The organism is Caproiciproducens lactatisolvens (assembly GCF_052443335.1).
Taxonomy (GTDB): Bacteria; Bacillota; Clostridia; order Oscillospirales; family Acutalibacteraceae; genus Caproiciproducens.
The window spans coordinates 3,087,737-3,109,329 of sequence record NZ_CP195750.1; the positions used below are offsets into that span (position 1 = coordinate 3,087,737).

The window sequence follows — 21,593 nt, forward strand, 5'->3', positions numbered from 1 at the left end:
AATAAGTTCAATCGGTGATGCGCAAGAGGAGTTCAGCGGGAGGGGGGTTTGTAATAGAACCGGCGCCGGAAGACACTCCCGGCGCCGGTTTTCCATTGATAAACTGTCATATTTTTACATTTCCTCTTGCGTTACGGGAAAAAACGCGCTATAATGCCCTTGTAAGGCGCAATAAAAAGCGCAATGCAGGAACGGAGTGTTACAGCACCCCGCCCCCTGCTTACGGAGAATCAGGCTCCATAGGCAACTGAATAATCAGCACATTGCGGTTATTATTATACCGCCTCTTTCGGTTTTTGTACAGAGGTTCGTTGATAATATCCGTGCGCTTTGATGTAGAACGTTGTATATGGGTGAGTCATCCGTGTGCGGCGTTTTTTTGCGTCTTGCCGAAGGAACGGCGGGACGGGATCCCCCTAATAGATCTCTTGCCCCGCCGTTTCCTTTTGTTTATATCAGTAAAAATGAGCATAAAAAAACCATTGACTCTTTTACGAATCAATGGTATACTGTTGAATGGCGAACATATATACTATTCTCATAATACTGTTTATAGTTTAGCACATTCATTTTTGTTTGTCAATAGGTTTTTCAAAAATATTTTTTTAAGGGGGATTTTTGATTGGACAGCCGCCTATCCGCCGTCTTTTCTCTCGACCTGTTTTCCGACCCGACCGCCGCCGCCCAGCTTTTAAGCCTGAATGAAAAAACGGAGTCTCTGGGTCTGACGCTTTCCCCCACGGACGTTTCCGCGCTGATTCAGTCGCGCACCGAAGCGCTCAGCGCAAACGGACGCATTGAAATCGGCAGCGCCACCATCGGCCGTCTGGTCGAAGCCTTCTGCGGCTCCGCCTACCTCAGCCAGCAGAATTATTCCCCGGTCCTGCACGAGCTGATCGAGCTGTTTTACTACTATAAAAATGAAACGCTCGACCTGATTCCGGACAACGAGCTAATCGCTTTTATGAAGGATGCCTTTGAAAACCGCTGCGGCGGTTCGCTGGACCTGCTGGCGAACCGGGAGCTGCAGAAGCTGGCTGAAAATCTGCGCTTCGGCCGGGCAGACTATACCAATATGGACCCAGAGCCGGACGAGCCGGATGAGGATGAAAAGGAGGATTTGGATGAACAGTAACGCCGCGATCGCCGCTTTTTTAAATCCGGATGAAATTCAGGATGTGCAGGCCCGCCTGCTGAACATGCTCAGCGAGGAGATTCTGCGGTACACGGGCTACGAAAGCAATTCGGTGCCGGTGGAAACGGCGCAGTCCCTTTTTGAATCCATGCTGTACTGTATGACCGCCTACCTCAATACTCTGCCCGACCCGTACGCCGCGCTGCGCGCGTTTGATTTGCAGCAGATTTTTTTCAGCGGGCTGGAGCTTGTCAGGCAGTATGTTACCGAGTGCAGACAGCTTTTAAAGAAAGTGAAGGCGACCCGCGTGCAGACGGAGCTGATCGCCTACAATCATACGGTCGATTCCGAAATCAGTCTGCTTCTGAAGGGCTATGATCCCCGGTTTCAGGCGCAAAAGACCACAGAACTCAGCGCCATGGCAAACATCAGCTATCCCCTTTTCAGCGACGATCTGAGCGTAACGGGGATTCTCTATATCCGGAATTACCTTCTGGAGCTGCTTGAGGAAAACGAGTTCTGCGCGGGGTACGGCAAAAATTATATCCGCAGCCTGCTGCTGACCCACGGGGTCAGGCACCGCCTGGACTACCGTGAAATGCTGGTCAATATCAAAGAGCTGATTCTGGAACAGAAATAGGGGCGGACCGCTGATTTTCCGTTCACGGGACCTCGACGACGATCACCTCTACCCTGCGGTTCTGCTGTCTTCCGCCGGCGGTGCCGTTGTCCGCGATCGGCCGGTATCCGCCGTACCCCACCGCCTGGAACCTCTGCGGGGCCAGCTTTTCCGTATCCGTAAAATACCTCAGCACCTTGGTTGCGCGGTCGCAGGAAAGCTCCCAGTTCGACTGGTAGTTTCCCGTGTCGACGGGCTGGTTGTCGGTGTGTCCGGCAATAATGATGTCGTTTGACAGCGATCCGATATATTTGCCGATTTTGTTGAGAACCGTATAGCTCTCCGGCCGGAGCTGAGAGCTTCCCTCGTCAAAAAGCACCTCGGCCTGAATGTCGAACACGATGCCGGTCTCCACCTGCTGTACGCTCACCGTGCCTTTCAGGCTGTTGTTTTCCACAAACGACTCCACCTCGTTATACGTGGGCTTCTTGCCGGTGCTGCTCTTTCCCGCGCTGTTTTTGGCCGCGGTAGTGACTTTTTTCGTACTGCTGCTTTTGCTTGCGGCGCTCTTGCCCGCCGCAGTTTTTGCCGCGGCGCTTTTGCTGCTCGAACTGCTTTTGCTCGCGGTTCCCGCGGCGGAGCTGTTTTTGTCGATATAATAATACGCGGCCGTCTCCCCCGTACTGCTCTGGTCCGCGGCCTGACCGGCGGCAGACGCGGCCGGGGCGGCGGAAGCGGCAGGTATTTGGTTTGCCCCTTCCTTCTGCACCGCCATGGCGTACAGAATAATAAACAGGAACAGCAGCAGCGTCATCATATCGGCATAGGAAATCAGCCAGTTGTCCTCCGAGTTTTCCAGACTGTTTTTAAGCGACATGGTTCTTTACCTTTTCGTCGCCGCGGCTCTTGAGATTTTTGATATCCACCAGCTCGTAGCCCAGCTTTTCCGACGGCGACAGGAAAGCCTTCAAATTATCTTCCATAATTCTGGGGCTTATTCCCGTCTGGATGCCTATGATGCCCTCCAGAACCATCTGCATTCTGTTGATCTCTTCGGAATTTTTGATATCCAGCTTATTGGCAAGCGGAGAAAATACCAGGTTGGCCAGAATGACCCCGTAGAACGAAGTGACCAGCACGGTCGCGAACGCGGCGGAAAACTTGCTCATATCCTGAAAATTCCCCATCATCTGAATCAGGCCCATAAAGGTGCCCAGCATCCCGAACGACGGCGCGAGGTTCGCCCAAAGCCGGAACAGCTGGATGCATTTTTTATGCCTTTCGATGGTGTTGTCGATTTCCAGCGTCTTGATCCTTCGGATCGTCTCTTCATTCGTGCCGTCGATGACCAGCATGATCCCCGATTTCGTGTATTTGTCGGTAATTTTCTCCAGATTGTTTTCCAGCGATAAAATTCCCGTTCTGCGCGCCTGTTTGGACAGCTCCACAAACAATTCGATAGTCTTTTTTTTGGGAAGCTGTTTGTCCAGAAAAGCATTTTTCAGGATGGACGGCACGCTTTTCAGCGTATCCCATTGGAAGGCGACCACAATGGCGCACAGCGACCCGCCCAGCACAATAAAAATCGACGGGACATCGTAAAAAAGCAGCAGTGCGCTTCTGATGTCCTTTTTCCCCCATATGGCGCTGATCGCGATTACCATAGCTCCGCAAATCAAACCAAAGGCGGTGGAGTGATCATGTTTTCTCATCTTTTTCCCTTCAAATCTACTTGAATTCATTTTTATGTTTTATAATTTATATCGTTTCATTCCACAGAAATTTAATAATCTTATTTTTAAAACCCATTAAGTTTTCATAAAGAAAATGATAAAATATGTGACTCCGTATTTTCCGCTGTCAACCCAAAAAGGCAAAGCACCGTTTCCGATGCTTTGCCTTTTTGAATGAAGGGCGGGCCATACGGCCCGCTCCTTTCGAAAGCTTGGATTAATAATTGACCGCTCTGCGCTCGAAGTAGGATTGCGGATGCTTGCAGGCGGGGCATTTTTCCGGCGCGTTCTTGCCGATATGGATATAACCGCAGTTGCGGCAGACCCAGACGGTCTCTTCCCCTGCTTTAAATACGATGTCTTCCTTGATATTCTGCAGGACCTTGCGGTAACGCTCCTCGTGGCTCTTTTCCACGGTCGCGATCAGGCGCATGGTCTGCGCGATCTCGGTGAAGCCTTCCTGCTCGGCGACATCGGCAAATTCCTTGTACATTTCCGTCCATTCATACCGCTCGCCGCTTGCCGCGTCGTCCAGGTTGTCCGTTGTCGGGCCTATCTCGCCGCCATGCAGATATTTAAACCACAGCTTCGCGTGTTCTTTTTCATTGTTGGCAGTCTCTTCAAAAATGGCCGCGATCTGCTCGTATCCGTCCTTTTTCGCCTTGGACGCGTAAAAGGTATACTTGTTTCTTGCCTGGGATTCACCCGCAAATGCAGCCAATAAATTCGCTTCTGTTTTACTTCCTTTTAATTCCATGATAAAGTTCCTCCTTCAGATAAATTTCCATATAGAATAGAATTTGTTTGCCTGAGTCAATTATACATCAGGAATCCGCCCCACGCAAGAAAGCATCCGATTTTTCTTCCAAAAATGGGACCTGCGGTCGGCACGCGCCTACGGCGATGCTCTCAGACAGTTGCATGTTGAATCGGTCTCGGAACACCCCGAAACAAACCCCTCACGGAGGGAGGCTGGGATTCGGCCCCCTCCCCGAGGGGGCTGGCAGGCGTAGCCTGACTGAGGAAGTTTAATCCCAGTTGCCGTACCTCCCGTCAATGAAAACCACAGCAGTATCGTGCCACACAAAGGTACTTTGGGGATACCCCGGGGGTGCACTCGCCTACGGCGATGCTTCCAGTCAGTTTACCTTAAACCGTGAGCGAGACGCTCCGAAACTCCTTCCGTCGCGCCGAGCGCGACACCTCCCTCTTAGAGGGAGGCGGGGGTTAGAAAAGGGCCGGAATCCTTGTTTATCAGACGTTGAACCGGAACAATACGATGTCCCCGTCCTTCATCACATACTCTTTCCCTTCGCTGCGGACAAGGCCCTTTTCCTTTGCGGCGGCCATGGTGCCGCACGCCATCAGGTCGTCGAACGCGACCACCTCGGCGCGGATAAAGCCGCGCTCAAAATCGGTGTGGATTTTTCCAGCCGCCTGCGGCGCCTTGGTCCCTTTTTTGATCGTCCACGCGCGCACCTCCGGCTGGCCCGCCGTCAGGTAGGAAATGAGCCCCAGCAGGCTGTAGCAGGCGTTGATCAGGCGGTCAAGGCCGGACTCCTTCAATCCCATGTCGGAAAGGAACAGCTCCTTTTCGTCCTTGTCCATGCCGCTGATCTCCGCCTCGATCTCCGCGCAGATGGGCAGAACGCCCGCGTGCTCGCTGTCGGCGATCTCTTTTACCACCTTAAAATACTCATTGTTTTCGATTCCGCCCTTAAAGTCGTCCTCGCTCACATTGGCGGCGTAAATGACCGGCTTGTTGGTCAGAAGGGAAACGGAGTTGAGCAGCTCCGCCTCTTCCTCTGTGCACTCCACGCTGCGCGCGGATTTTCCGGCGTCGAGCGTTTCCCTGACACGCAGGAAAAAGTCGTATTCCGCCTGGTATTTTTTGTCGGCCTTGATCATCTTCTGCGTTTTGTCGATCCGGCGGTCAAGGACCTCCATATCGGAGAGGATCAGTTCCAGATTGATGGTCTCAATATCCCTTTTCGGGTCGATGCTCCCCTCCACATGGATGATGTCGTCGTTGACAAAGCACCGCACCACATGCACGATCGCGTCGGACTCGCGGATATTGGCAAGGAATTTATTGCCGAGCCCCTCGCCCTTGCTCGCGCCGCGCACCAGCCCGGCGATATCCATAAACTCGATGGTGGCGGGGGTGTATTTTTCCGGATGGTACATTTCCGCCAGCTTGTCCAGCCGTTTGTCCGGCACCGCGACCACGCCCACGTTGGGCTCGATGGTGCAGAACGGATAGTTCGCGGACTGCGCGCCCGCGTTTGTGATCGCGTTGAACAGGGTGCTTTTGCCGACATTCGGCAGCCCCACAATGCCAAGCTTCATATTTTAATTCCCTCTTTGTCTCTGTTATTCATGACCCTATTATAAAGGTTTCCATTCCCCGATGCAAGGCGGTTTCTCCCCCGTCAGCCGATTTCCCCGCTCTTCATGGTCAGCGCGATGCGCTTTTTCGCGGTATCCACGGACAGCACGCGCACCTTCACCACGTCGCCGACCTTCAGCACCTCGGCCGGATGCTTGATGAATTTATCGCAGATCTGCGAAATATGAACAAGGCCGTCCTGATGCACGCCGATATCCACAAACGCGCCGAAATCGATCACGTTGCGCACCGTGCCGGAAAGCTCCATGCCGGGCTTCAGATCCTCCATGCTCAGCACGTCGGTGCGCAGCATGGGCGCGGGCAGCTCGTCGCGCGGGTCGCGGCCCGGACGCAGCAGCTCGGTCACAATGTCCCTGAGCGTCGGCACCCCGATGCCGAGCCTGTGGGCCGCGCTGTCCGCTCCGATTTTCTCCACCCGGTTTTTCAGGTCGCCGATGCCGTTCTTTTTCAGGCTGTCCATGTCGTAGTCGCACAGAGAAAGCAGCGCCTTTGCCGCGTCGTACGATTCGGGGTGGACGGCGGTATTGTCCAGAATGTTTTTGCTCTCCGCCACGCGCAGGAAGCCCGCGCACTGCTCAAAGGCCTTCGGCCCCAGCTTCGGCACCTTTTTCAGCTCGCTGCGCGAGTGGAACGCGCCGTTTTCCTCCCGGTAAGCCACAATATTTTTGGAGACCGCCGCGGAAAGCCCGGCGATTTTTTCCAGCAGGGACGGCGATGCCGTGTTCAGGTCCACGCCCACGGTGTTCACACAGTCCTCGACCACGCCGCCGAGCGCCTCGTCCAGCTTCTTTTTCGGCATATCGTGCTGGTACTGCCCCACGCCGATGGCCTTGGGGTCGATTTTGACCAGCTCGGCCAGCGGGTCCTGCATCCGCCGCGCGATGGAGACCGCGCTGCGCAGGGTGACGTCGAACTCGGGAAATTCCTGCGCGGCGAGCTTGCTTGCGGAGTACACCGACGCGCCCGCCTCGCTGACTACCATATAGGAAACGCCGCTGTGCAGCGTTTTGATCACGTCGGCGGCAAACATCTCCGTCTCTTTCGACGCCGTTCCGTTTCCGATTGCGATGACTTCCACTTTATATTTCAGAATAAAATCGGTAATGACTTTTTTTGCTTCCTCCACCTTCGCCCGGGAGTGGGTGGGGTAAATCACGCCGGTGTCCAGCACGCGGCCGGTCGGGTCCACCACGGCGACCTTGCAGCCCGTGCGGTACCCGGGGTCCAGCCCCATGGCCACCCGGTTTTTGACCGGCGGCTGCATCAGAAGCTGGCGCAGGTTGACGGAAAAGACCTTGATCGCGGCCTCCGCCGCGGCCTCGGTCAGGGCATTGCGGATTTCGCGCTCAATGGACGGGAAAATCAGCCGGTCGTAGGCGTCCTCCGCGGCCTCCCGCACAGCCTGTGTACAGGGGCCGTTCCCCTTCACGCTCGCGGAGGAAACAATATTCAACCCTTTCAGGCGCTCCAGCTCGACGCTTACCTTCAGGAAGCCCTCCCGCTCCCCGCGGTCGACGGCCAGCACGCGGTGCCCGGCGATCTTCGCCGCCGGCTGGCGGAAGTCGTAATATTGCGCGTAAACGGAGTCCTCGTCCGGCTTTGCCGCTTTGGAAACCACCTCGCCCTGCGCCATGGCGACCACGCGCAGCCGTTTGCGGATCCCCGCGTCGTCGGAAATGTGCTCCGCAATGATATCGAGCGCCCCGGCAAGCGCGTCCTGAGGCGTTTCCACACCCAGCTCCGCGTTCACATAGCTTTCCGCCATGTCGATCGGGTACGCGCCGTCTTTTTTCTGCTCAAAAATCGCGTCCGCAAGCGGCTCAAGGCCCTTCGCCTTTGCCACGGACGCGCGCGTTTTGCGCTTGGGACGGAACGGCCGGTAAATATCGTCGATTTCGGAAAGGGTGGCCGCGGCGGCCAGCGCGGCGGCAATTTCCTCCGTCATGCACTCGGCGGCGGCAATCAGGTCCGTGACCTCCTCCCGGCGCTTCTGCAGCGCGCGCAGGTACTCCAGCCGCTCCGAAATCTCGCGCAGCGTCTGGTCGTCCAGCGAGCCGTGCGCCTCCTTGCGGTAACGCGCGATAAACGGGATGGTGTTCCCCTCGTCGATCAGCTCAATGACCTTCTGCACCTGCCACTGCTGTAAATGAAACTGTTCCGCGATCAATAACGCAAAATCCATAAATATCCTCCAACATCTTCCGAAAATTTAAAATTCATAGCAAAATACGGAAACTCCCCCAGTCGGGCTTCGCCTGCCAGCCCTTCAAAGAGAGCGCCCGGCGCGCCGGAGGGAGTTTCCGGGACCTTCATCCCCGAACCCACCGCACAACGGCGGAAACGGCGTAGCACACCCCGTAAATCACCGGCTGGTGAATCACATAAATGATCAGCGCGTATCGTCCCAGCCAGGAAAAAAAAGGCACGCGGGAACGGTACATAAACGCCGGGAACCGCTCCTGCGCGGCAAGCTTGCCTAAAAAAGTGCCCGCCGCAAACACAAACATCCACGGGAAAAGCGGGAAATAGTCCGCGCTGCGGAACGTATCGCTGTAAAGGCCGAGCGGCGCCAGCCAGTCGGTATGGTACAGCGAAGGAGACAGCGTCACCCCCCATTCCGACGAAAGGCCGAGGTACCCCCTTGAAATGCCCATGGTCAAAAGGTACAGCAGCGCGCAGACGGCGACCGCCGCCCACGAGAAGCAAAAGCGGTCGGCAACCGGTTTCAGCAGCCCGTAAAGAATCATGCAGACCGCCAGAAAATGCAGGATGCCGAACACGATCAGCTCATCCGGAAGGACGAACCAGGTCGCCAGGGTGACCACAAGCGCGACCCCCAGCAGCTTGAACCCGCGCGCAAGGTTGGAGTGCGACAGGTTCGAGGAAATGCCGGAAATCAGCATAAACAGCCCGGCGTAAAAAGGCTCCGCGGGCATAAAGAAGTTCAGCAGGAGCATTCCGATTTTCAGGTTGTACAGGTAGGCAAGCGTATAAAAGCCATGGTAAAACACCATGCAGAAAACCGCAAAACCGCGCAGCTCATCCATAAAATAAATCCGCCTGCGCCCTGCCCCTTTGATTTGATTTGGCATTCGTTCACCCTCCGATTTCGGATTTGCACGGTCAAAACCGGCGTTTCGCATAGGAATGAAAGGGATAACCGCTGAAAGTTCTATCTTTATAAATCCCCCGGATCATGTTATAATATAAACAATGTCGCGCGCCCTGTTTCAGGCCGCACGGAAGCGGGCCTTAGTGAAACCGCTTATTTTTTATTATATCATGGTACAGGAGGTAATTTCAATGAAAGAGACAAAATTGACCCGCGAATACACGGTTACCGAAGATATGCTCGCGGTGAATATCGGCAGCGGCAGCGTCCGTGTTCTTGCCACCCCGATGATCGCCGCTTTTTTTGAGGGTACGGCGGCGCAGCTGGCCCAGACGTATCTTGAAGACATCTACACCACCGTCGGCTCCGTCATCACGGTGAACCACCTGAACCCCACGGCGCCGGGCTGCAAGGTAACAGTCAGCGCGGAACTGACCGAAGCGGAAGGCAGGGTCTACCGGTTTCAGCTCGAAGCCTACGACAACGCCGGCCTGATCGCGACCGGGACCCACGAGCGCGTCAGCGTGAAAAAGGAAAGCTTCGCCGCCAAAGCGGAAGCAAGAAAAAACAAGTAAGGCAGGATAACGATGAAACCGATTTATGATCTGATTATTTTTGACCTGGACGGCACACTGACCAATTCCGAGCCCGGCATTACCAGCTCGGTAAAATATGCCCTTGAAAAGATGGGGCAGCCGGTGCCCGACATTTCCATCCTGCGCAAATTCATCGGCCCGCCGCAGTGGCACAGCTTTGTCCATTACTGCGGACTGACACAGGAGCAGACCGCGCAGGCGGTCAAAAATTACCGCGAAGTATACGAGGTCTCCGGAGCGTTCCAGAACAAGCCCTACCCCGGCATGATCGATTTTCTGGAGGAGCTGCGGGCGAACGGCGCCACGCTTGCCGTCGCCACCACCAAGCCGGCCAGAATCACCGGCCGCGTACTGGACTATTTTGACATGACAAAATATTTCGCCCACGTTTCCGGCCCGGACGATTCGGAGCGCAGCGGCGACAAGAGCATCCTGATCAACTCCTGTCTGGACGCCTGTCATGTGAAGCCGGACCGCGCCGTCATGGTCGGCGACACGGTGTACGACACGGTGGGCGCACGGAATTCCGGCACCAACTTTATCGGCGTTCTGTACGGCTTCGGCACCAAGGAGGACATGCAAGCGGAAGGCGGCAAAGTTTTTGCCCGCGATATCGGCGAGCTGAGAGGCATGCTTCTGAAGGATTCCTGAATCCAACGGAAATCCCCTTGACAAACCGGAAATGTTGGGTTATGCTGGACACAAGAACTGAATATACAGGGGCGCTGAGTAACCTCGGCTGAGATGAAGCGAACTGACGTTTATGTCCCTTAAACCTGATCTGGATAATGCCAGCGTAGGAAAGATGATTTTTTAACGCTCTGTGGCATCACAGGGCGTTTTTATTTTCCTTCAGGTAATTTTTCAATTTCAGTTCCATATAATTGACTGGAGGGTAATTATGAGAAAGAACACGACCGTTATCCTTGTGGAATGCGCGCTGATGATCGCCATGTCCACCGTACTGAGCATGTTCAAGATTTTTGAGCTGCCGCAGGGCGGCGCCGTTACCTGCGCGAGCATGGTCCCGCTGGTGCTGGTCTCTTACCGGCACGGCCTGAAGTGGGGCATTTCCACCGCGTTTACGCACAGCCTGCTGCAGATGACCATTCAGTTCAACGCGCCGCCGGCAAACACCTTCGGGGCGTTCGTCGCCGTCGTTCTGCTGGACTATGTTCTGGCGTTCACCGTTCTGGGCACCGCCGCTTTCTTCGGCAAGCCGTTTAAAAACAGGGCCGCCAGCGTTGCCGTCGGTTCCGTTGCCGTTGCGTTTCTGCGGTTTCTCTGCAGCTTTTTGTCCGGCATCCTGATCTGGGGCGGCTACGCGCCGGAGGGCACGCCGGTCTGGATTTATTCCTTGACCTACAACGGCAGCTACATGCTTCCCGAAGCGGTCATCACCGCCGTTGTCTCGGTTATCTTAATCCGGGTCCTTGACCGCGTGGAGCACCGTGCTCCCGGAAACGCATCATGAAACAGGAATCATAACTTAACAGGAAAGCATGAAGCGCGGAGGTTCCGTCCTTCATGCTTTTTTGTATCGCTCCAAGTGTTTTTCCCCCTCCCGTCCCGGAACCCCCTTCCGCATTCGGATTGCTTTCGATTTTCGCTTGCTTTGTGTGCGGGAGGGGGCAGGGGGTGAGTATCTATTTACCATATTTTTGTGGTATACTATTCCATAAGAACCCATGAAACGAGGCTATGCCGGGTGACGATTCTTCGAACAGGGTCAAAAAAGAAAAAAACCGGCTCCCCGCCGGAAATAACCGCCGCCGACCTGCCGGAAACGGCGGGCCCGACGTTCCGCGACCGGCTTTTGGGCGGGGCTGTGCTTCTCGCGGCCACGGGGCTGTTCCTCTGGCTCACGGTCGTTCTGTGCAGACCGCTTCTGTCGCTGATCCGGGACCCCGACCGGTTTGAAAGCTTTATCCGCAGCCGGGGCGCGATGGGCCGCGCCGCGTTCCTGGGCATCCAGATTCTGCAGGGCTTTCTCCCCATCCCGCTGGAGCTGACGACCATCGCGGGCGGCTACGCCTTCGGGCGGGTACAGGGCAGCCTGCTGACCCTCTGTTCGGTGATGATCTCCACCACCATCATCTTTTATTTCACCCGGATGTTCGGCCACCGGCTGATCGGCCTGTTTTTCACCCCCGCCCAGCGGAAACACATCCGCTACCTGCGCAGCCCCAAATCGCGCGATACCTTTTACTGGATCGTTTTCCTGATCCCCGGGATGCCCAAGCGCCTGTTCGTGTTTTCCGCCGGCCTTGTACCGCAGGATTTCGGCAGATTCCTGCTGATTTCCACTCTTGCGCGCACCCCGTCCCTGCTGGCCTGCTCCTTCGGGGGCTGGGCGCTCTTCAGCGGCAATTACACACAGGCCGCCGTCCTCTTTGCGGCGACCGGCGCTTTGAGCGCCGCGGGCTACCTGCTGTACCGCGCCGTCGCGAAGCATCCTGATAAAAAGAAGGAGCTTTCTTCCCCGAAAAGCCCGTCGTTCCCCTCTTCCGCCGTGCTGAAAAAGAAAGAACGGTAATTCATCCAATTAAATCGCTAAAATGCTTGACTCATACCGGCAAAAAACTTATAATAATTAGAAACACATTGGACGTTGGAAGACCGGGTAATGGACTTGCCTTCCCGTATCCTCCGTCAATGAAAACCACAGCAGTATCGTGCCACACAAAGGTACTTTGGGAATACCCCGGGGGGGCAGGGGGATTTTATGGAACCCTCCCGCCATTACCTTAGAACGACGGGATTAGCGATCCATTCATCTTTTTGCTCTCATGAGAGCAAGGAAACAATACGCAAACTTCCTCCGCCTGACTGAGGGAGTTTCCGGGAGTAACTGCCTGGGAGCATCGCCGAAGGTGTTGCCGACCGCAAGCAAGAGGAAAACGGCGGCCCGAACCGCTATAACGAATCAATGATAAGAGGTGACTGTTTTTGATAAGCGGAGCAGAGATCATGGCGGAATGCCTGAAAAACGAAAACGTGCAGATCGCCTTCGGATATCCCGGAGCAGCGATCTGTCCTTTCCTGGATTACCTATATCGCTCGCCGATCAAAAACGTTCTGGTGCGCGAGGAGCAGAACGCCGCCCACGAGGCGAGCGGCTACGCCCGCGCAAGCGGAAAACCCGGCGTCTGCGTCGCGACCAGCGGGCCGGGAGCGACCAACCTGATTACCGGCATCGCGACGGCCTATATGGACTCCATCCCGCTGATCGTCATCACGGGGCAGGTCAGTTCCGAGCTTCTGGGCCGCGACGTGTTCCAGGAGGCGGACATCACCGGCGCCTGCGAACCGTTCACCAAGCACTCCTATCTGGTGAAAAGCGCCGCGGACCTTCCGCGGATTTTCAAGGAAGCCTTTCATATCGCTTCCACCGGCCGGCCGGGACCGGTCCTGATCGACGTTCCGGTGGACATTCAGGCGGAAGAGGTGCCGGAATTCGTCTACCCGCAGAAGGCGAATATCATCGGGTACAAGCCCCGCACCACGGGACATGCCATGCAGATCAAAAAGGCACTCGCCGCCATGGCCGAAGCGAAGCGCCCCGTCCTTGTCTGCGGCGGCGGCGTCGTGCTTGCCGGGGCGCGGGACGAGCTGGTCGCCTTTGCGCAGAACAGCGGGATCCCGGTGGTTTCCACCATGATGGGCATCGGCGTAGTCCCCATGAACAGCCCGCTGTACCTCGGCATGATCGGGATGCACGGCCACAAAAACGCCAACCGCGCCATGCATGAGGCCGATCTGATCATCCTCTGCGGCGCGAGGGTCGGCGACCGGGCGGTGTCCGCGCCGGAACAGATGGGGGAAAAGGCAACCATTATCCATATCGATATCGACCCCGCCGAAATCGGCAAAAATGTGACCGCCCATATCCCCATCGTCGGCGACATCCGGCTGGTGCTGCGCGATTTCATCGAGCAGAGCGCCGTTTCCGTTCCGAAAGAGTGGATCGACGCCGTACTGCGGTATAAAAAAGAATTCGTCCCGGGCGGAGAACCGGACAACAGCAGCGGTTTTGTGGAGCCACGCTCCTTTATGCGCGTGCTTTCCTCACTGATGGAGGAGGACGCCATCCTGACCGCCGACGTCGGCCAGAACCAGATCTGGGCGGCACGTAATTTCAACGTAAAGGAAGGCCGGTTCCTGACCTCCGGCGGGCTGGGGACCATGGGCTACGCGCTCCCCGCCGCCATCGGCGCAAAGCTGGCCAAGCCCCGCCGACAGGTGCTGTGCATCTGCGGCGACGGTTCCTTCCAGATGGCCATGTGCGAGCTGGGTACGCTTTGCCAGAACAGCGTCAACATCAAGATCATCGTGATGCAGAACGACCGGCTGGGCATGGTGAAGGAAATACAGGACAACAAGTACGGCAGCCGCTACGCGATGACCTTGCTGCAGGGCAACCCCGATTTCGTGAAGATTGCACAAGCTTACGGCATTCCCGCGGCGCTGGCCACCTCCAACGAAGAAGCGGAGCGCCTCGCCAGAGAAATGTTCGCTTCCGACAGGGCTTTTATCCTGGTGTGCCGGGTCAACCCCGACGCGCCCACGATATAGGGAGGGCAGGAAAATGAAATACACCCTTTCGATTTTAGTTGAAAACCAGCCCGGCGTCCTCTCAAAGGTGTCCGGCCTGTTTTCCCGCCGCGGCTTCAACATTGACAGCCTCGCCGTCGGCATTACCGAGGATCCCGCCATTTCCCGCATCACCATTGTGGTGAACGGCGACGAATATATTGTGGAACAGGTGGAAAAGCAGCTCAACAAGCTGATTCCCGTCATCAAGGTCAAGGTGCTGCAGCCCGGCATGTTCATCAGCTGCGAGCTGTCGCTGATCAAGGTGAACTGTCAGACAAAGCAGCGCGCCGAAATCATGAAGATCGTCGAGCTGATGCACGCCCAGATCGTGGACGTGGCCACCACCTCGCTGACCATCCAGCTGACGGACAACGACGAGCACACCCAGACGCTCATCAGCCTGTTAAAGCCCTACGGCATCAAGGAAATCGTCCGCGCTGGCACCCTGGCCATTGAAAAAGGCCCCACCACCGCCCGCAAACAGAACAGCTGAACCAAGCCAACCAACCCTTATGCGGCAGCGCCGTCTAAGTGTTTCGTTAATATTTTGCCATCAGGCAAGGAGGAATTTATCATGCCAAAAATCTATTATCAGGCAGATTGCGACATCAATCTGCTCAAAGGTAAAACCGTCGCTATTATCGGCTACGGCAGCCAGGGCCACGCCCATGCGCTGAACCTGCACGACAGCGGAGTCAATGTAGTGGTCGGCCTGTATGAAGGCAGCAAGAGCAAGGAAAAAGCCGAGGCTGCCGGTTTGAAGGTTTTGAGTGTCCCGGAGGCCACCAAAGCCGCGGACATTATTATGATTTTAATTCCTGATGAGCGCCAGGCGGAAATGTATAAAAAGGACATTGCCCCTTACCTTACGGAGGGAAAAGCGCTTGCGTTTGCCCATGGCTTTAACATTCACTACGGCCAGATCAAGCCGCCGAAGGATGTCGACGTATTCATGATCGCCCCGAAAGGCCCGGGCCACACCGTGCGCAGCGAGTTTGTCGCGGGCAAGGGTGTTCCCTGCCTGATCGCCGTCGAGCAGGACTACACCGGCCACGCGCAGGACATCGGCCTTGCCTACGGCGCGGGACTCGGCGCGGCCAGAGCGGCCATCATGGAAACCACCTTTAAAATCGAGACCGAAACCGACCTGTTCGGCGAGCAGTGCGTGCTTTGCGGCGGCGTGACCGCCCTGATGCAGGCCGGCTTTGAAACCCTTGTGGAAGCGGGCTACGCTCCGGAAAACGCCTACTTCGAGTGCATCCACGAAATGAAGCTGATCGTCGACCTGATCTACCGCGGCGGCTTCGGCCTGATGCGCTACTCCATCAGCGACACCGCGGAGTTCGGCGACTACGAGACCGGCAAGCGCCTGATCACCGACGAGACCAAGAAGGAAATGAAGAAGGTCCTCGGCGAAATTCAGGACGGCACCTTCGCTTCCAAGTGGATTGCGGAAAACAAGAACGGCCGCTCGCACTTCAACGCCTGCCGCCGCATCGGCGCAAGCCATCAGCTGGAGGAAGTCGGCAAAGAGCTGCGCAAAATGTATGCGTGGAACGACGATCCGATTGACTAATTTCACGATTTAAAACATATAATCAAAAAGGTACTGATTCCGCCGCATTTTCCCGGGGCATCTTACGATACGAAAGTCTGTTTCCGATGCCGCCCCGAAAAACCGGCGGAATATTTTAACGAATGAAGGGAGCCATTGTTATGTGGGACAGAGGGATTCTGAAATCCAATGCGAAAATCGCGCTGGGAGGGCGGTACTGGACCGCGTTCGGCGTGTCGCTTCTTGCCGCGGTTATTTCCGGCGGGTTTTCATGGTCTACAGGACGGTTCACGGTCAGGTTTGAGGACCTGCCGTGGAACGAAGGAATCGCGTCCGTTACGGCCGTAGCGCTCAGCCTGTCCGCAATTCTGATTTCCCTGATCGGCTTTCTTTATTACGTCTTCGTTTCTCTGCCGGTCTCCATCGGCGAAAGCCGGTTTTACGTGCACAACCACTTCGGCACAACGGATTTCGGCACGCTGTTCAGCAGCTTCCGCTACGGCTGGCTCAACAGCGCCGCCGCCATGCTCATTACGGAAATCTTTATCGGTCTGTGGACGCTGCTGCTGATTATCCCCGGCATTATTAAACAGCTCGAATACTCCATGGTGCGGTATCTCCTTGCGGATAACCCCAACCTGCCGGGCAGCCGGGCAAGGGAACTCAGCCGCATCCTGACAAACGGCGAAAAGGGCGCGATTTTCGTGCTGGGCCTTTCCTTCATCGGGTGGTACCTGCTCGGGGCCGTCTGCTTCGGCGTGGGGATTTTATTTGTGAATCCCTATTATCAGGCCACCATGGCGGAGCTTTACATCTTCCTGCGCGACCGCGCGATCCAGACCCATCAGATCGACCCGGCGGAGCTGGGGCTGGTTCCCCCTGCCGGACCGTATTACAATCCGGAAAATCCCCCTATCCTGTAAGGCCGTTCCTTACAGGACGGGAAAATCGGAATTTTTTATAACACAAAAGACGGCGGGCCGCGCCACCCTGGGGGACTCAATCCCGGGGCGCGGGCCCGCCGCCTTTTTCCGCAAGGCACAAAAAAACGCCGTACAGGAAAAATTTCCATATACAACGTCGTCAAAGTGCCGCGGACTCAAGATACCCCCTGTACAAAATGGAGAACAGGCGGTATAATAGTAACCGCAGAGCGCTGAGTATTCAGCTGTGTATGGAGCTTGGACTCCGTATGCAGGGCGGTTGGTATTCCCGTACCTTCCGCCTGCTTTGCACTTTTTATTTGTGCCTTACACATAGATTATAGCGCGTTTTTCAGGGATGCGCAATATCAACCGTAAATATTTTCCAAAATTTTCAAGAAAGGGCCGCCATGTTTCAACATGACGGCCCTTTCGTTCTGGGAAATGTCTTTCAGCTGTATTTTTCAACTACTGCGGGAAAGCTTTTAACGGATTCTTTAGGCTCCGGCGGGGTGACCGTCGGTGGGACGGCCTTCAGCGGGACGGCCGCGCCGCTTTTTTTCGCCGCGCCCTCTCTCAGGCGGAATTTCGCCGCAAGCGCGCGCAGACGCCGGGCCTGTGCGGACAGGTCCTGGCTGACCGCCGCGTTTTCCTCCGAGGTTGCGGAATTTGTCTGCACTACCTGCGCGATCTGCTGAATCCCCTGCGTGACCTGCTCCACGGCGGAGGCTTCGTCGCCGGTCGCCTCTGAAATTTCCGAAATCAGTCCGGCGGACTCACTTGTCCGGGTCCTGATGTGCTGGAAGGACTCCGCGGTGGAATTCGCGACCGTCATTCCGTTGTTGACCATCGAAATCGTGTTCTCGATCAGCTTGGCGGTCTGGCCCGCGGCCTGCGCGCTCTTCCCGGCCAGATTCCGCACCTCGTCCGCGACAACGGAGAAGCCCTTGCCCGCCGCCCCGGCCCTTGCCGCTTCGACGGCGGCGTTCAGCGCCAGAATATTGGTCTGGAACGCGATGTCCTCAATCGTTTTGATGATTTTCCGGATTTCCGCCGAGGCCGAATGGATGTCGTTCATGGCGGACAGCATCTGTTCGATATCGCGGTTGCCCTTTTCCACCGCCGTGGTGGATTCCTTCGCAATGGTACTGGCGACCGCCGCGTTTTTCGCGGTTTTCTGTATCTGGCCGGAAATTTCGGAAATGGTGGCGGAAAGCTGTTCCGTGGCGCCCGCCTGTTCTGAAGCGCCCTGCGAAAGCGCCGCCGCCCCGCTCGAAATCTGCTCCGAACGGAGGGAAACGGATTCCGCCGCGTGGTCAATATCGGAAAACACCCCGTTCAGCGAATCGACGATCTGGTCAAGCGCGCTCCTGATCTCGGAGAAGTCGCCCAGATACTGCATCTGCGTCTTTACCGTCAGATCCCCTCTGGAAACTGCGTTCAGTACCTCGGAAATCTCCCCGATATACATCTGCAGGCTGCCGAGCGTATTTTCAAGCGCCCTGGCCACCTGACCGACCTCGTCCTTTGTGCCGACCGTCAGCTTCACGGCGTCCTTGTTGCTGATACCGATTTCCCCGTGCTCCATGTTGTTGGCCAGCGTCACGACCTGACCGAGCGGCTTTTTGACCCGCTTGCGGACGATCCTGCCCAAAATGACGGTGGCAATCACCATGACCACCAGCGCCGCGCCGATCGAAACGGCCACGGTCTGCATGGAGCGCTGTTCCGTCACCGCAATGCTCTTCCCGGTAAACATCGCGCCGATCGCCTTTCCGTCAAATCCCAGAATCGGGACATAATTCACCATCATGGACGTACCCATCACGTCCATTTTTCCCGTATAATTCTGCTTTTCGGTCAGGACCTTCTGCGCGACGGCCGCGTCCATTTTCGTTCCCGTCTGGCGCTTCTGATCCTTCATCAGGGTGGTGTTGACCCGCTCGTCCCCATAAAACACCGTGAAGTCACAGCCCGTGTACTGCTTGAGCTGGTCGATGACGTTGTGGTCCTCCAGCGACTGTACGGTGGAAATCATGCCGATCAGGTTCCCGTACCGCTGCACCGGCGTGCCGCAGCAGATACCGAGCGTCTTGCCGGAAACCGCCTCGTTTACAACCACGCTTTTCCCTTTCATGGCTTCCTGCACGTGATGGAGCTTTGAAAAGTCGGGAAGGTCAAAATCGGTGGTTGTGGAGTACAGCAGGTTTCCCCGCGCGTCCGTCAGAAAGGCATAGCTGATGTTGTAGGCCTTCACCCGGTTTTTCATGGATTCCACAATACTGTACTGGTTTCCGCCGGCCACCGCGTTCAAAAAATCGGCGTCCTGGGACAGTTCCTGTCCCGCCTGCCTCAGGTTTGCCTCATAATTGGAAAGGATATTATCCAGCCCCTGCATGGCGGTTTGATTTTGCTCCTCGTAGGTATCCTCGAAAATCCAGCCCGTAAACAGGGAATTGATGGATACGACAACGGCCAGAGCAATCGCCAGCGTCCCGATAAAAAACACGGACAAGAGAGTCCCCAAACTGTTTTTCCGAATTTTCCCTCTGTTTTTCAAAAAACTCACTCCTCAAATAAATTCAGGTCTGAGCCGGACATGTGCCGCAGTATCTTCCCCATTATAATTATCGGCAGGCACAACTGTTTTTTAATTTTTTGATGCAATTATAATCCACAATGTTTTCCTCTGTTTTTTGGTTATTCATCTAAATTTGTTATGATAACAACATTGAAACTATGGATAATATACAAATACCGCCCTGCCGGAAAGCATGGCGGTATCTTCTGTTTGTGCGCCGCCTACAGCGCGGCCTGAAGGCCGCCTGCTTCGTACAGGCTGCACTTGTCTTTTCCGCTTTTCTTGGAACAGTACAGCGCCTCGTCCGCGTGGCGGTAAAGCTCCTCAAAGCATGTGCCGCCGTACGGGTAGAACGCCCCGCCCACGCTTGCCGAAATTTTATACATCTCGTCCTCGCCCGTATAGGCGCAGTGGAAAATTTCACAGATATCGTTCATCTTATCCCGGAGCAGGTCCGCCGAATCAATGTCCCTGATAAAAATAATAAACTCGTCGCCCCCGGTGCGGCCCACAATATCCGACGCGCGGAACAGCCGCTTGATGTCTGTGGAAACCTTTTTCAGGACCGCGTCGCCGAAAATATGCCCGAGCGTGTCGTTGATATCCTTAAAATTGTCAATATCCACGATGATCAGGCCGTGAAGGGTATTTTTCTCCGATTTTTTCAGGCACTCCTCAATCATGGACTCGGTGGTGACCTTGTTGTAAAGCTGCGTCAGCAAATCCATTCTGGACCTGCTTTCCAGCTTCTGGATCATTTTCTTCTGGTGGTCGGTGTCCACGATCAAGCCGATCGCGCGGTAAGGCTCCTTATTTTCGTCGTACAGGATCTTGATGTTTACCGTGCACCAGATGTATTTGCCGTCGACGTTTTTCATCCGCACGTCGGTCGGACCGGGCTGGCCCCCGGCCCTGATCTTTCGGAAAAGCTGCGACATGATCTCCTGGTCGGCGGGGTGGACCTGTTCAAAATTCGGGATATCGGAGCCGGGCACCTGTGCCGCGGTGGAAAAACCAAATTTATTTGTCCAGTAGACGGTATGATAAATGTGGTTCTGACGGATGTCCCATTCAAAAACGACCTGATTGGTTTCTTCCATAATCAGCGCATACCGCGCCTCGCTGACCTTGAGCACGTCGGTGTCCTCCTTTATTTTTTCGATCAGATGGTTAAAAGCGGATGCCATTTCGGCAAACTCCCCTTTGTAACAGGCGGGCAGCCGGGTCTGGTAATCCCCTTTTTCCACCCTGACAAATTCCGCGGACATATCCCTGAGCGGGTTGAGAAAACGGTTGGCGGCTATGTAGGCGCAGCTGATCAGCGCTGCCGCCAGCACCAAAAGCGCCGCAAAATAAACCTTTAACATGCTCTGAAACGGACTCATCAGCTCATCCGTCTCGACCGCGCTCAAAATAATCCAGCTTTTCCCGGCGACACGGGAATAGTAGCCGAATTTTTCCATTCCGCCCGCCCAAAAGCGGATGACGCCGTTGGGGTTCCGGTCCAGGTCGATATTTTCAAGCTTTTTTCCGCTGAGATCCCCTTCCAGCTTGATCTGGTCCGCGCTGTCCATCCGCTGTCCTACGCCCAGTATGTTTCCGCTGACAACGCTGCCCACGGAGTCCAGAATGACGGTCCGGCCCGTTTCCATAAAGGTCTGGCGGGTGATGAGGTCCAGATAAATCATGTCGATGGAGGACTGGATGGAGCCTTCGTAGACCCCATCCTTATAAATCGGCACGGCAATCACAAAATAGTTCTGGCTGTCAATGAAATCCGGTTCGTGCATCCTGTCGGAAATATACAGCCCGTACGCCGGAATGGTCCGCATGTCCACCTTGAGAAAGGACGGCTTTCCGATCAGCCGGCTGTCGTCGGACGCGATAATGACGCCTTTCCGGTTAATCAGGCTGGAACGCCTGACGAAATTCCCCTTGGAGTCCCCCTGCCCGTTGATGGTCTGTTTGTCGGTCATCGTTTTGAAGGTGTTCACCGTAATCGTCCGGTACTGCTCCAGGTCCCTGTCCGGCGCCCCCGCGTTGGACGAAATCAGAAGCTCCTTCACCCCCGGCAGGTCGGAAGCCACTTCCAGCGCCATTTTCCGCTGGCTGAAAAACTGGTCCAGATTGTTGGCCGTCTGCATGGCGGTGGATTTCACGTTTGCCTGTAAAAGCTGCGAAGTGTTGCTCTGAAAGAAGAGAACGCTGAACACCATCACCAGAACCATCGGCAATATGGAAAAGACAGCCAGCAAAACAGTAAGATACTTCCTGATTCTCACCCGGCTGCCTTCTTTCATTGTGGATTTCAAATGTAAAATTCTGTAAATTTA

General features: G+C 55.6%; 19 protein-coding genes and 1 riboswitch. Of the genes, 10 read left to right on the top strand and 9 right to left on the bottom strand.

Translation table 11 applies throughout. The features are described from left to right. The first annotated feature begins 622 nt into the window (after positions 1-622). Positions 623-1,135, top strand: coding sequence for a DUF6323 family protein (locus ACRQV7_RS15230; protein WP_444658892.1), 513 nt, complete (start codon positions 623-625; stop codon positions 1,133-1,135). Beyond that, positions 1,125-1,775 (top strand): DUF6179 domain-containing protein, encoded by a 651-nt coding sequence (locus ACRQV7_RS15235; protein WP_444658893.1) that lies wholly within the window; start codon positions 1,125-1,127, stop codon positions 1,773-1,775. Before ACRQV7_RS15230 ends, ACRQV7_RS15235 begins: the two co-directional genes overlap by 11 nt. Before the next feature lie 22 nt (positions 1,776-1,797). Here the strand turns inward: ACRQV7_RS15235 and ACRQV7_RS15240 are convergent, their stop codons facing one another. The 7 genes from ACRQV7_RS15240 to ACRQV7_RS15270 form a co-directional block, all read right to left on the bottom strand. Beyond that, a complete protein-coding gene (locus ACRQV7_RS15240; protein ID WP_275714521.1) occupies positions 1,798-2,631 on the bottom strand; it encodes an OmpA/MotB family protein in 834 nt (277 codons plus the stop codon). Next, a complete protein-coding gene (locus ACRQV7_RS15245; protein ID WP_275714523.1) occupies positions 2,621-3,466 on the bottom strand; it encodes a motility protein A in 846 nt (281 codons plus the stop codon). Before ACRQV7_RS15245 ends, ACRQV7_RS15240 begins: the two co-directional genes overlap by 11 nt. Positions 3,467-3,704: 238 nt before the next feature. Further along, a complete protein-coding gene (gene rbr / locus ACRQV7_RS15250; RefSeq protein WP_444658894.1) occupies positions 3,705-4,244 on the bottom strand; it encodes a rubrerythrin in 540 nt (179 codons plus the stop codon). Between the two features lie 497 nt (positions 4,245-4,741). After that, positions 4,742-5,836, bottom strand: a complete 1,095-nt coding sequence (gene ychF / locus ACRQV7_RS15255) for a redox-regulated ATPase YchF (protein WP_444658895.1) — start codon at positions 5,834-5,836, stop codon at positions 4,742-4,744. 83 nt (positions 5,837-5,919) lie between these two features. Beyond that, complete coding sequence (locus tag ACRQV7_RS15260) at positions 5,920-8,079, bottom strand: Tex family protein (protein ID WP_444658896.1); 2,160 nt, start codon at positions 8,077-8,079, stop codon at positions 5,920-5,922. Continuing rightward, positions 8,061-8,210, bottom strand: a complete 150-nt coding sequence (locus tag ACRQV7_RS15265) for a hypothetical protein (RefSeq protein ID WP_444658897.1) — start codon at positions 8,208-8,210, stop codon at positions 8,061-8,063. Before ACRQV7_RS15265 ends, ACRQV7_RS15260 begins: the two co-directional genes overlap by 19 nt. Next, on the bottom strand, positions 8,207-8,989 hold the full coding sequence (locus ACRQV7_RS15270) for a heparan-alpha-glucosaminide N-acetyltransferase (RefSeq protein ID WP_444658898.1): 783 nt from the start codon (positions 8,987-8,989) through the stop codon (positions 8,207-8,209). The genes ACRQV7_RS15265 and ACRQV7_RS15270 overlap by 4 nt, the downstream gene beginning before the upstream one ends. A 211-nt stretch (positions 8,990-9,200) precedes the next feature. On the opposite strand from ACRQV7_RS15270, the gene ACRQV7_RS15275 reads away from it, so the two are divergent. The 8 genes from ACRQV7_RS15275 to ACRQV7_RS15310 all read left to right on the top strand — a co-directional run bounded on the left by ACRQV7_RS15275 (position 9,201) and on the right by ACRQV7_RS15310 (position 16,679). After that, positions 9,201-9,584, top strand: a complete 384-nt coding sequence (locus ACRQV7_RS15275; protein ID WP_275714533.1) for a thioesterase family protein — start codon at positions 9,201-9,203, stop codon at positions 9,582-9,584. Between the two features lie 12 nt (positions 9,585-9,596). Next, positions 9,597-10,256, top strand: a complete 660-nt coding sequence (locus tag ACRQV7_RS15280; protein WP_444658899.1) for an HAD hydrolase-like protein — start codon at positions 9,597-9,599, stop codon at positions 10,254-10,256. A 57-nt stretch (positions 10,257-10,313) separates the two neighbouring features. Then, a riboswitch (TPP riboswitch) is annotated at positions 10,314-10,425 on the top strand. An 81-nt stretch (positions 10,426-10,506) separates the two neighbouring features. After that, positions 10,507-11,079: an energy-coupled thiamine transporter ThiT gene (thiT, locus tag ACRQV7_RS15285; protein ID WP_444658900.1), complete on the top strand. Its 573-nt coding sequence runs from the start codon at positions 10,507-10,509 to the stop codon at positions 11,077-11,079. Positions 11,080-11,313: 234 nt separating this feature from the next. Further along, positions 11,314-12,141, top strand: a complete 828-nt coding sequence (locus tag ACRQV7_RS15290) for a TVP38/TMEM64 family protein (RefSeq protein ID WP_444658901.1) — start codon at positions 11,314-11,316, stop codon at positions 12,139-12,141. A 413-nt stretch (positions 12,142-12,554) separates the two neighbouring features. Beyond that, a complete protein-coding gene (ilvB, locus tag ACRQV7_RS15295) occupies positions 12,555-14,180 on the top strand; it encodes a biosynthetic-type acetolactate synthase large subunit (RefSeq protein WP_444658902.1) in 1,626 nt (541 codons plus the stop codon). A 13-nt stretch (positions 14,181-14,193) separates the two neighbouring features. After that, entirely contained in the window at positions 14,194-14,694 is a 501-nt protein-coding gene (ilvN, locus tag ACRQV7_RS15300) for an acetolactate synthase small subunit (protein ID WP_275714543.1), read from the top strand. 81 nt (positions 14,695-14,775) lie between these two features. After that, a complete protein-coding gene (gene ilvC, locus ACRQV7_RS15305) occupies positions 14,776-15,777 on the top strand; it encodes a ketol-acid reductoisomerase (protein WP_275714545.1) in 1,002 nt (333 codons plus the stop codon). Between the two features lie 140 nt (positions 15,778-15,917). Continuing rightward, positions 15,918-16,679 (top strand): DUF975 family protein, encoded by a 762-nt coding sequence (locus ACRQV7_RS15310; protein ID WP_444658903.1) that lies wholly within the window; start codon positions 15,918-15,920, stop codon positions 16,677-16,679. A 451-nt stretch (positions 16,680-17,130) separates the two neighbouring features. On the opposite strand, the gene ACRQV7_RS15315 is transcribed toward ACRQV7_RS15310, so the two are convergent. Together ACRQV7_RS15315 and ACRQV7_RS15320 are read right to left on the bottom strand one after the other, a co-directional pair. Then, the gene (locus tag ACRQV7_RS15315) at positions 17,131-19,239 is read right to left on the bottom strand and encodes a methyl-accepting chemotaxis protein (RefSeq protein WP_444658904.1); all 2,109 of its coding nucleotides are present in this window, start codon (positions 19,237-19,239) and stop codon (positions 17,131-17,133) included. A 242-nt stretch (positions 19,240-19,481) separates the two neighbouring features. Next, the gene (locus ACRQV7_RS15320) at positions 19,482-21,542 is read right to left on the bottom strand and encodes a diguanylate cyclase (protein ID WP_444658905.1); all 2,061 of its coding nucleotides are present in this window, start codon (positions 21,540-21,542) and stop codon (positions 19,482-19,484) included. Positions 21,543-21,593 lie beyond the last annotated feature (51 nt).

What these genes read in the sequence shown, in the direction of transcription:
- ACRQV7_RS15240 (WP_275714521.1), bottom strand. Translation starts at nt 2,631, where the DNA reads ATGTCGCTTAAAAACAGTCTGGAAAACTCGGAGGACAACTGGCTGATT.
- thiT (WP_444658900.1), top strand. Translation starts at nt 10,507, where the DNA reads ATGAGAAAGAACACGACCGTTATCCTTGTGGAATGCGCGCTGATGATC.
- ACRQV7_RS15275 (WP_275714533.1), top strand. Translation starts at nt 9,201, where the DNA reads ATGAAAGAGACAAAATTGACCCGCGAATACACGGTTACCGAAGATATG.
- ACRQV7_RS15245 (WP_275714523.1), bottom strand. Translation starts at nt 3,466, where the DNA reads ATGAGAAAACATGATCACTCCACCGCCTTTGGTTTGATTTGCGGAGCT.
- ACRQV7_RS15265 (WP_444658897.1), bottom strand. Translation starts at nt 8,210, where the DNA reads ATGAAGGTCCCGGAAACTCCCTCCGGCGCGCCGGGCGCTCTCTTTGAA.
- rbr (WP_444658894.1), bottom strand. Translation starts at nt 4,244, where the DNA reads ATGGAATTAAAAGGAAGTAAAACAGAAGCGAATTTATTGGCTGCATTT.
- ACRQV7_RS15310 (WP_444658903.1), top strand. Translation starts at nt 15,918, where the DNA reads ATGTGGGACAGAGGGATTCTGAAATCCAATGCGAAAATCGCGCTGGGA.
- ACRQV7_RS15260 (WP_444658896.1), bottom strand. Translation starts at nt 8,079, where the DNA reads ATGGATTTTGCGTTATTGATCGCGGAACAGTTTCATTTACAGCAGTGG.
- ACRQV7_RS15270 (WP_444658898.1), bottom strand. Translation starts at nt 8,989, where the DNA reads ATGCCAAATCAAATCAAAGGGGCAGGGCGCAGGCGGATTTATTTTATG.
- ACRQV7_RS15235 (WP_444658893.1), top strand. Translation starts at nt 1,125, where the DNA reads ATGAACAGTAACGCCGCGATCGCCGCTTTTTTAAATCCGGATGAAATT.
- ACRQV7_RS15280 (WP_444658899.1), top strand. Translation starts at nt 9,597, where the DNA reads ATGAAACCGATTTATGATCTGATTATTTTTGACCTGGACGGCACACTG.
- ilvC (WP_275714545.1), top strand. Translation starts at nt 14,776, where the DNA reads ATGCCAAAAATCTATTATCAGGCAGATTGCGACATCAATCTGCTCAAA.
- ilvN (WP_275714543.1), top strand. Translation starts at nt 14,194, where the DNA reads ATGAAATACACCCTTTCGATTTTAGTTGAAAACCAGCCCGGCGTCCTC.
- ychF (WP_444658895.1), bottom strand. Translation starts at nt 5,836, where the DNA reads ATGAAGCTTGGCATTGTGGGGCTGCCGAATGTCGGCAAAAGCACCCTG.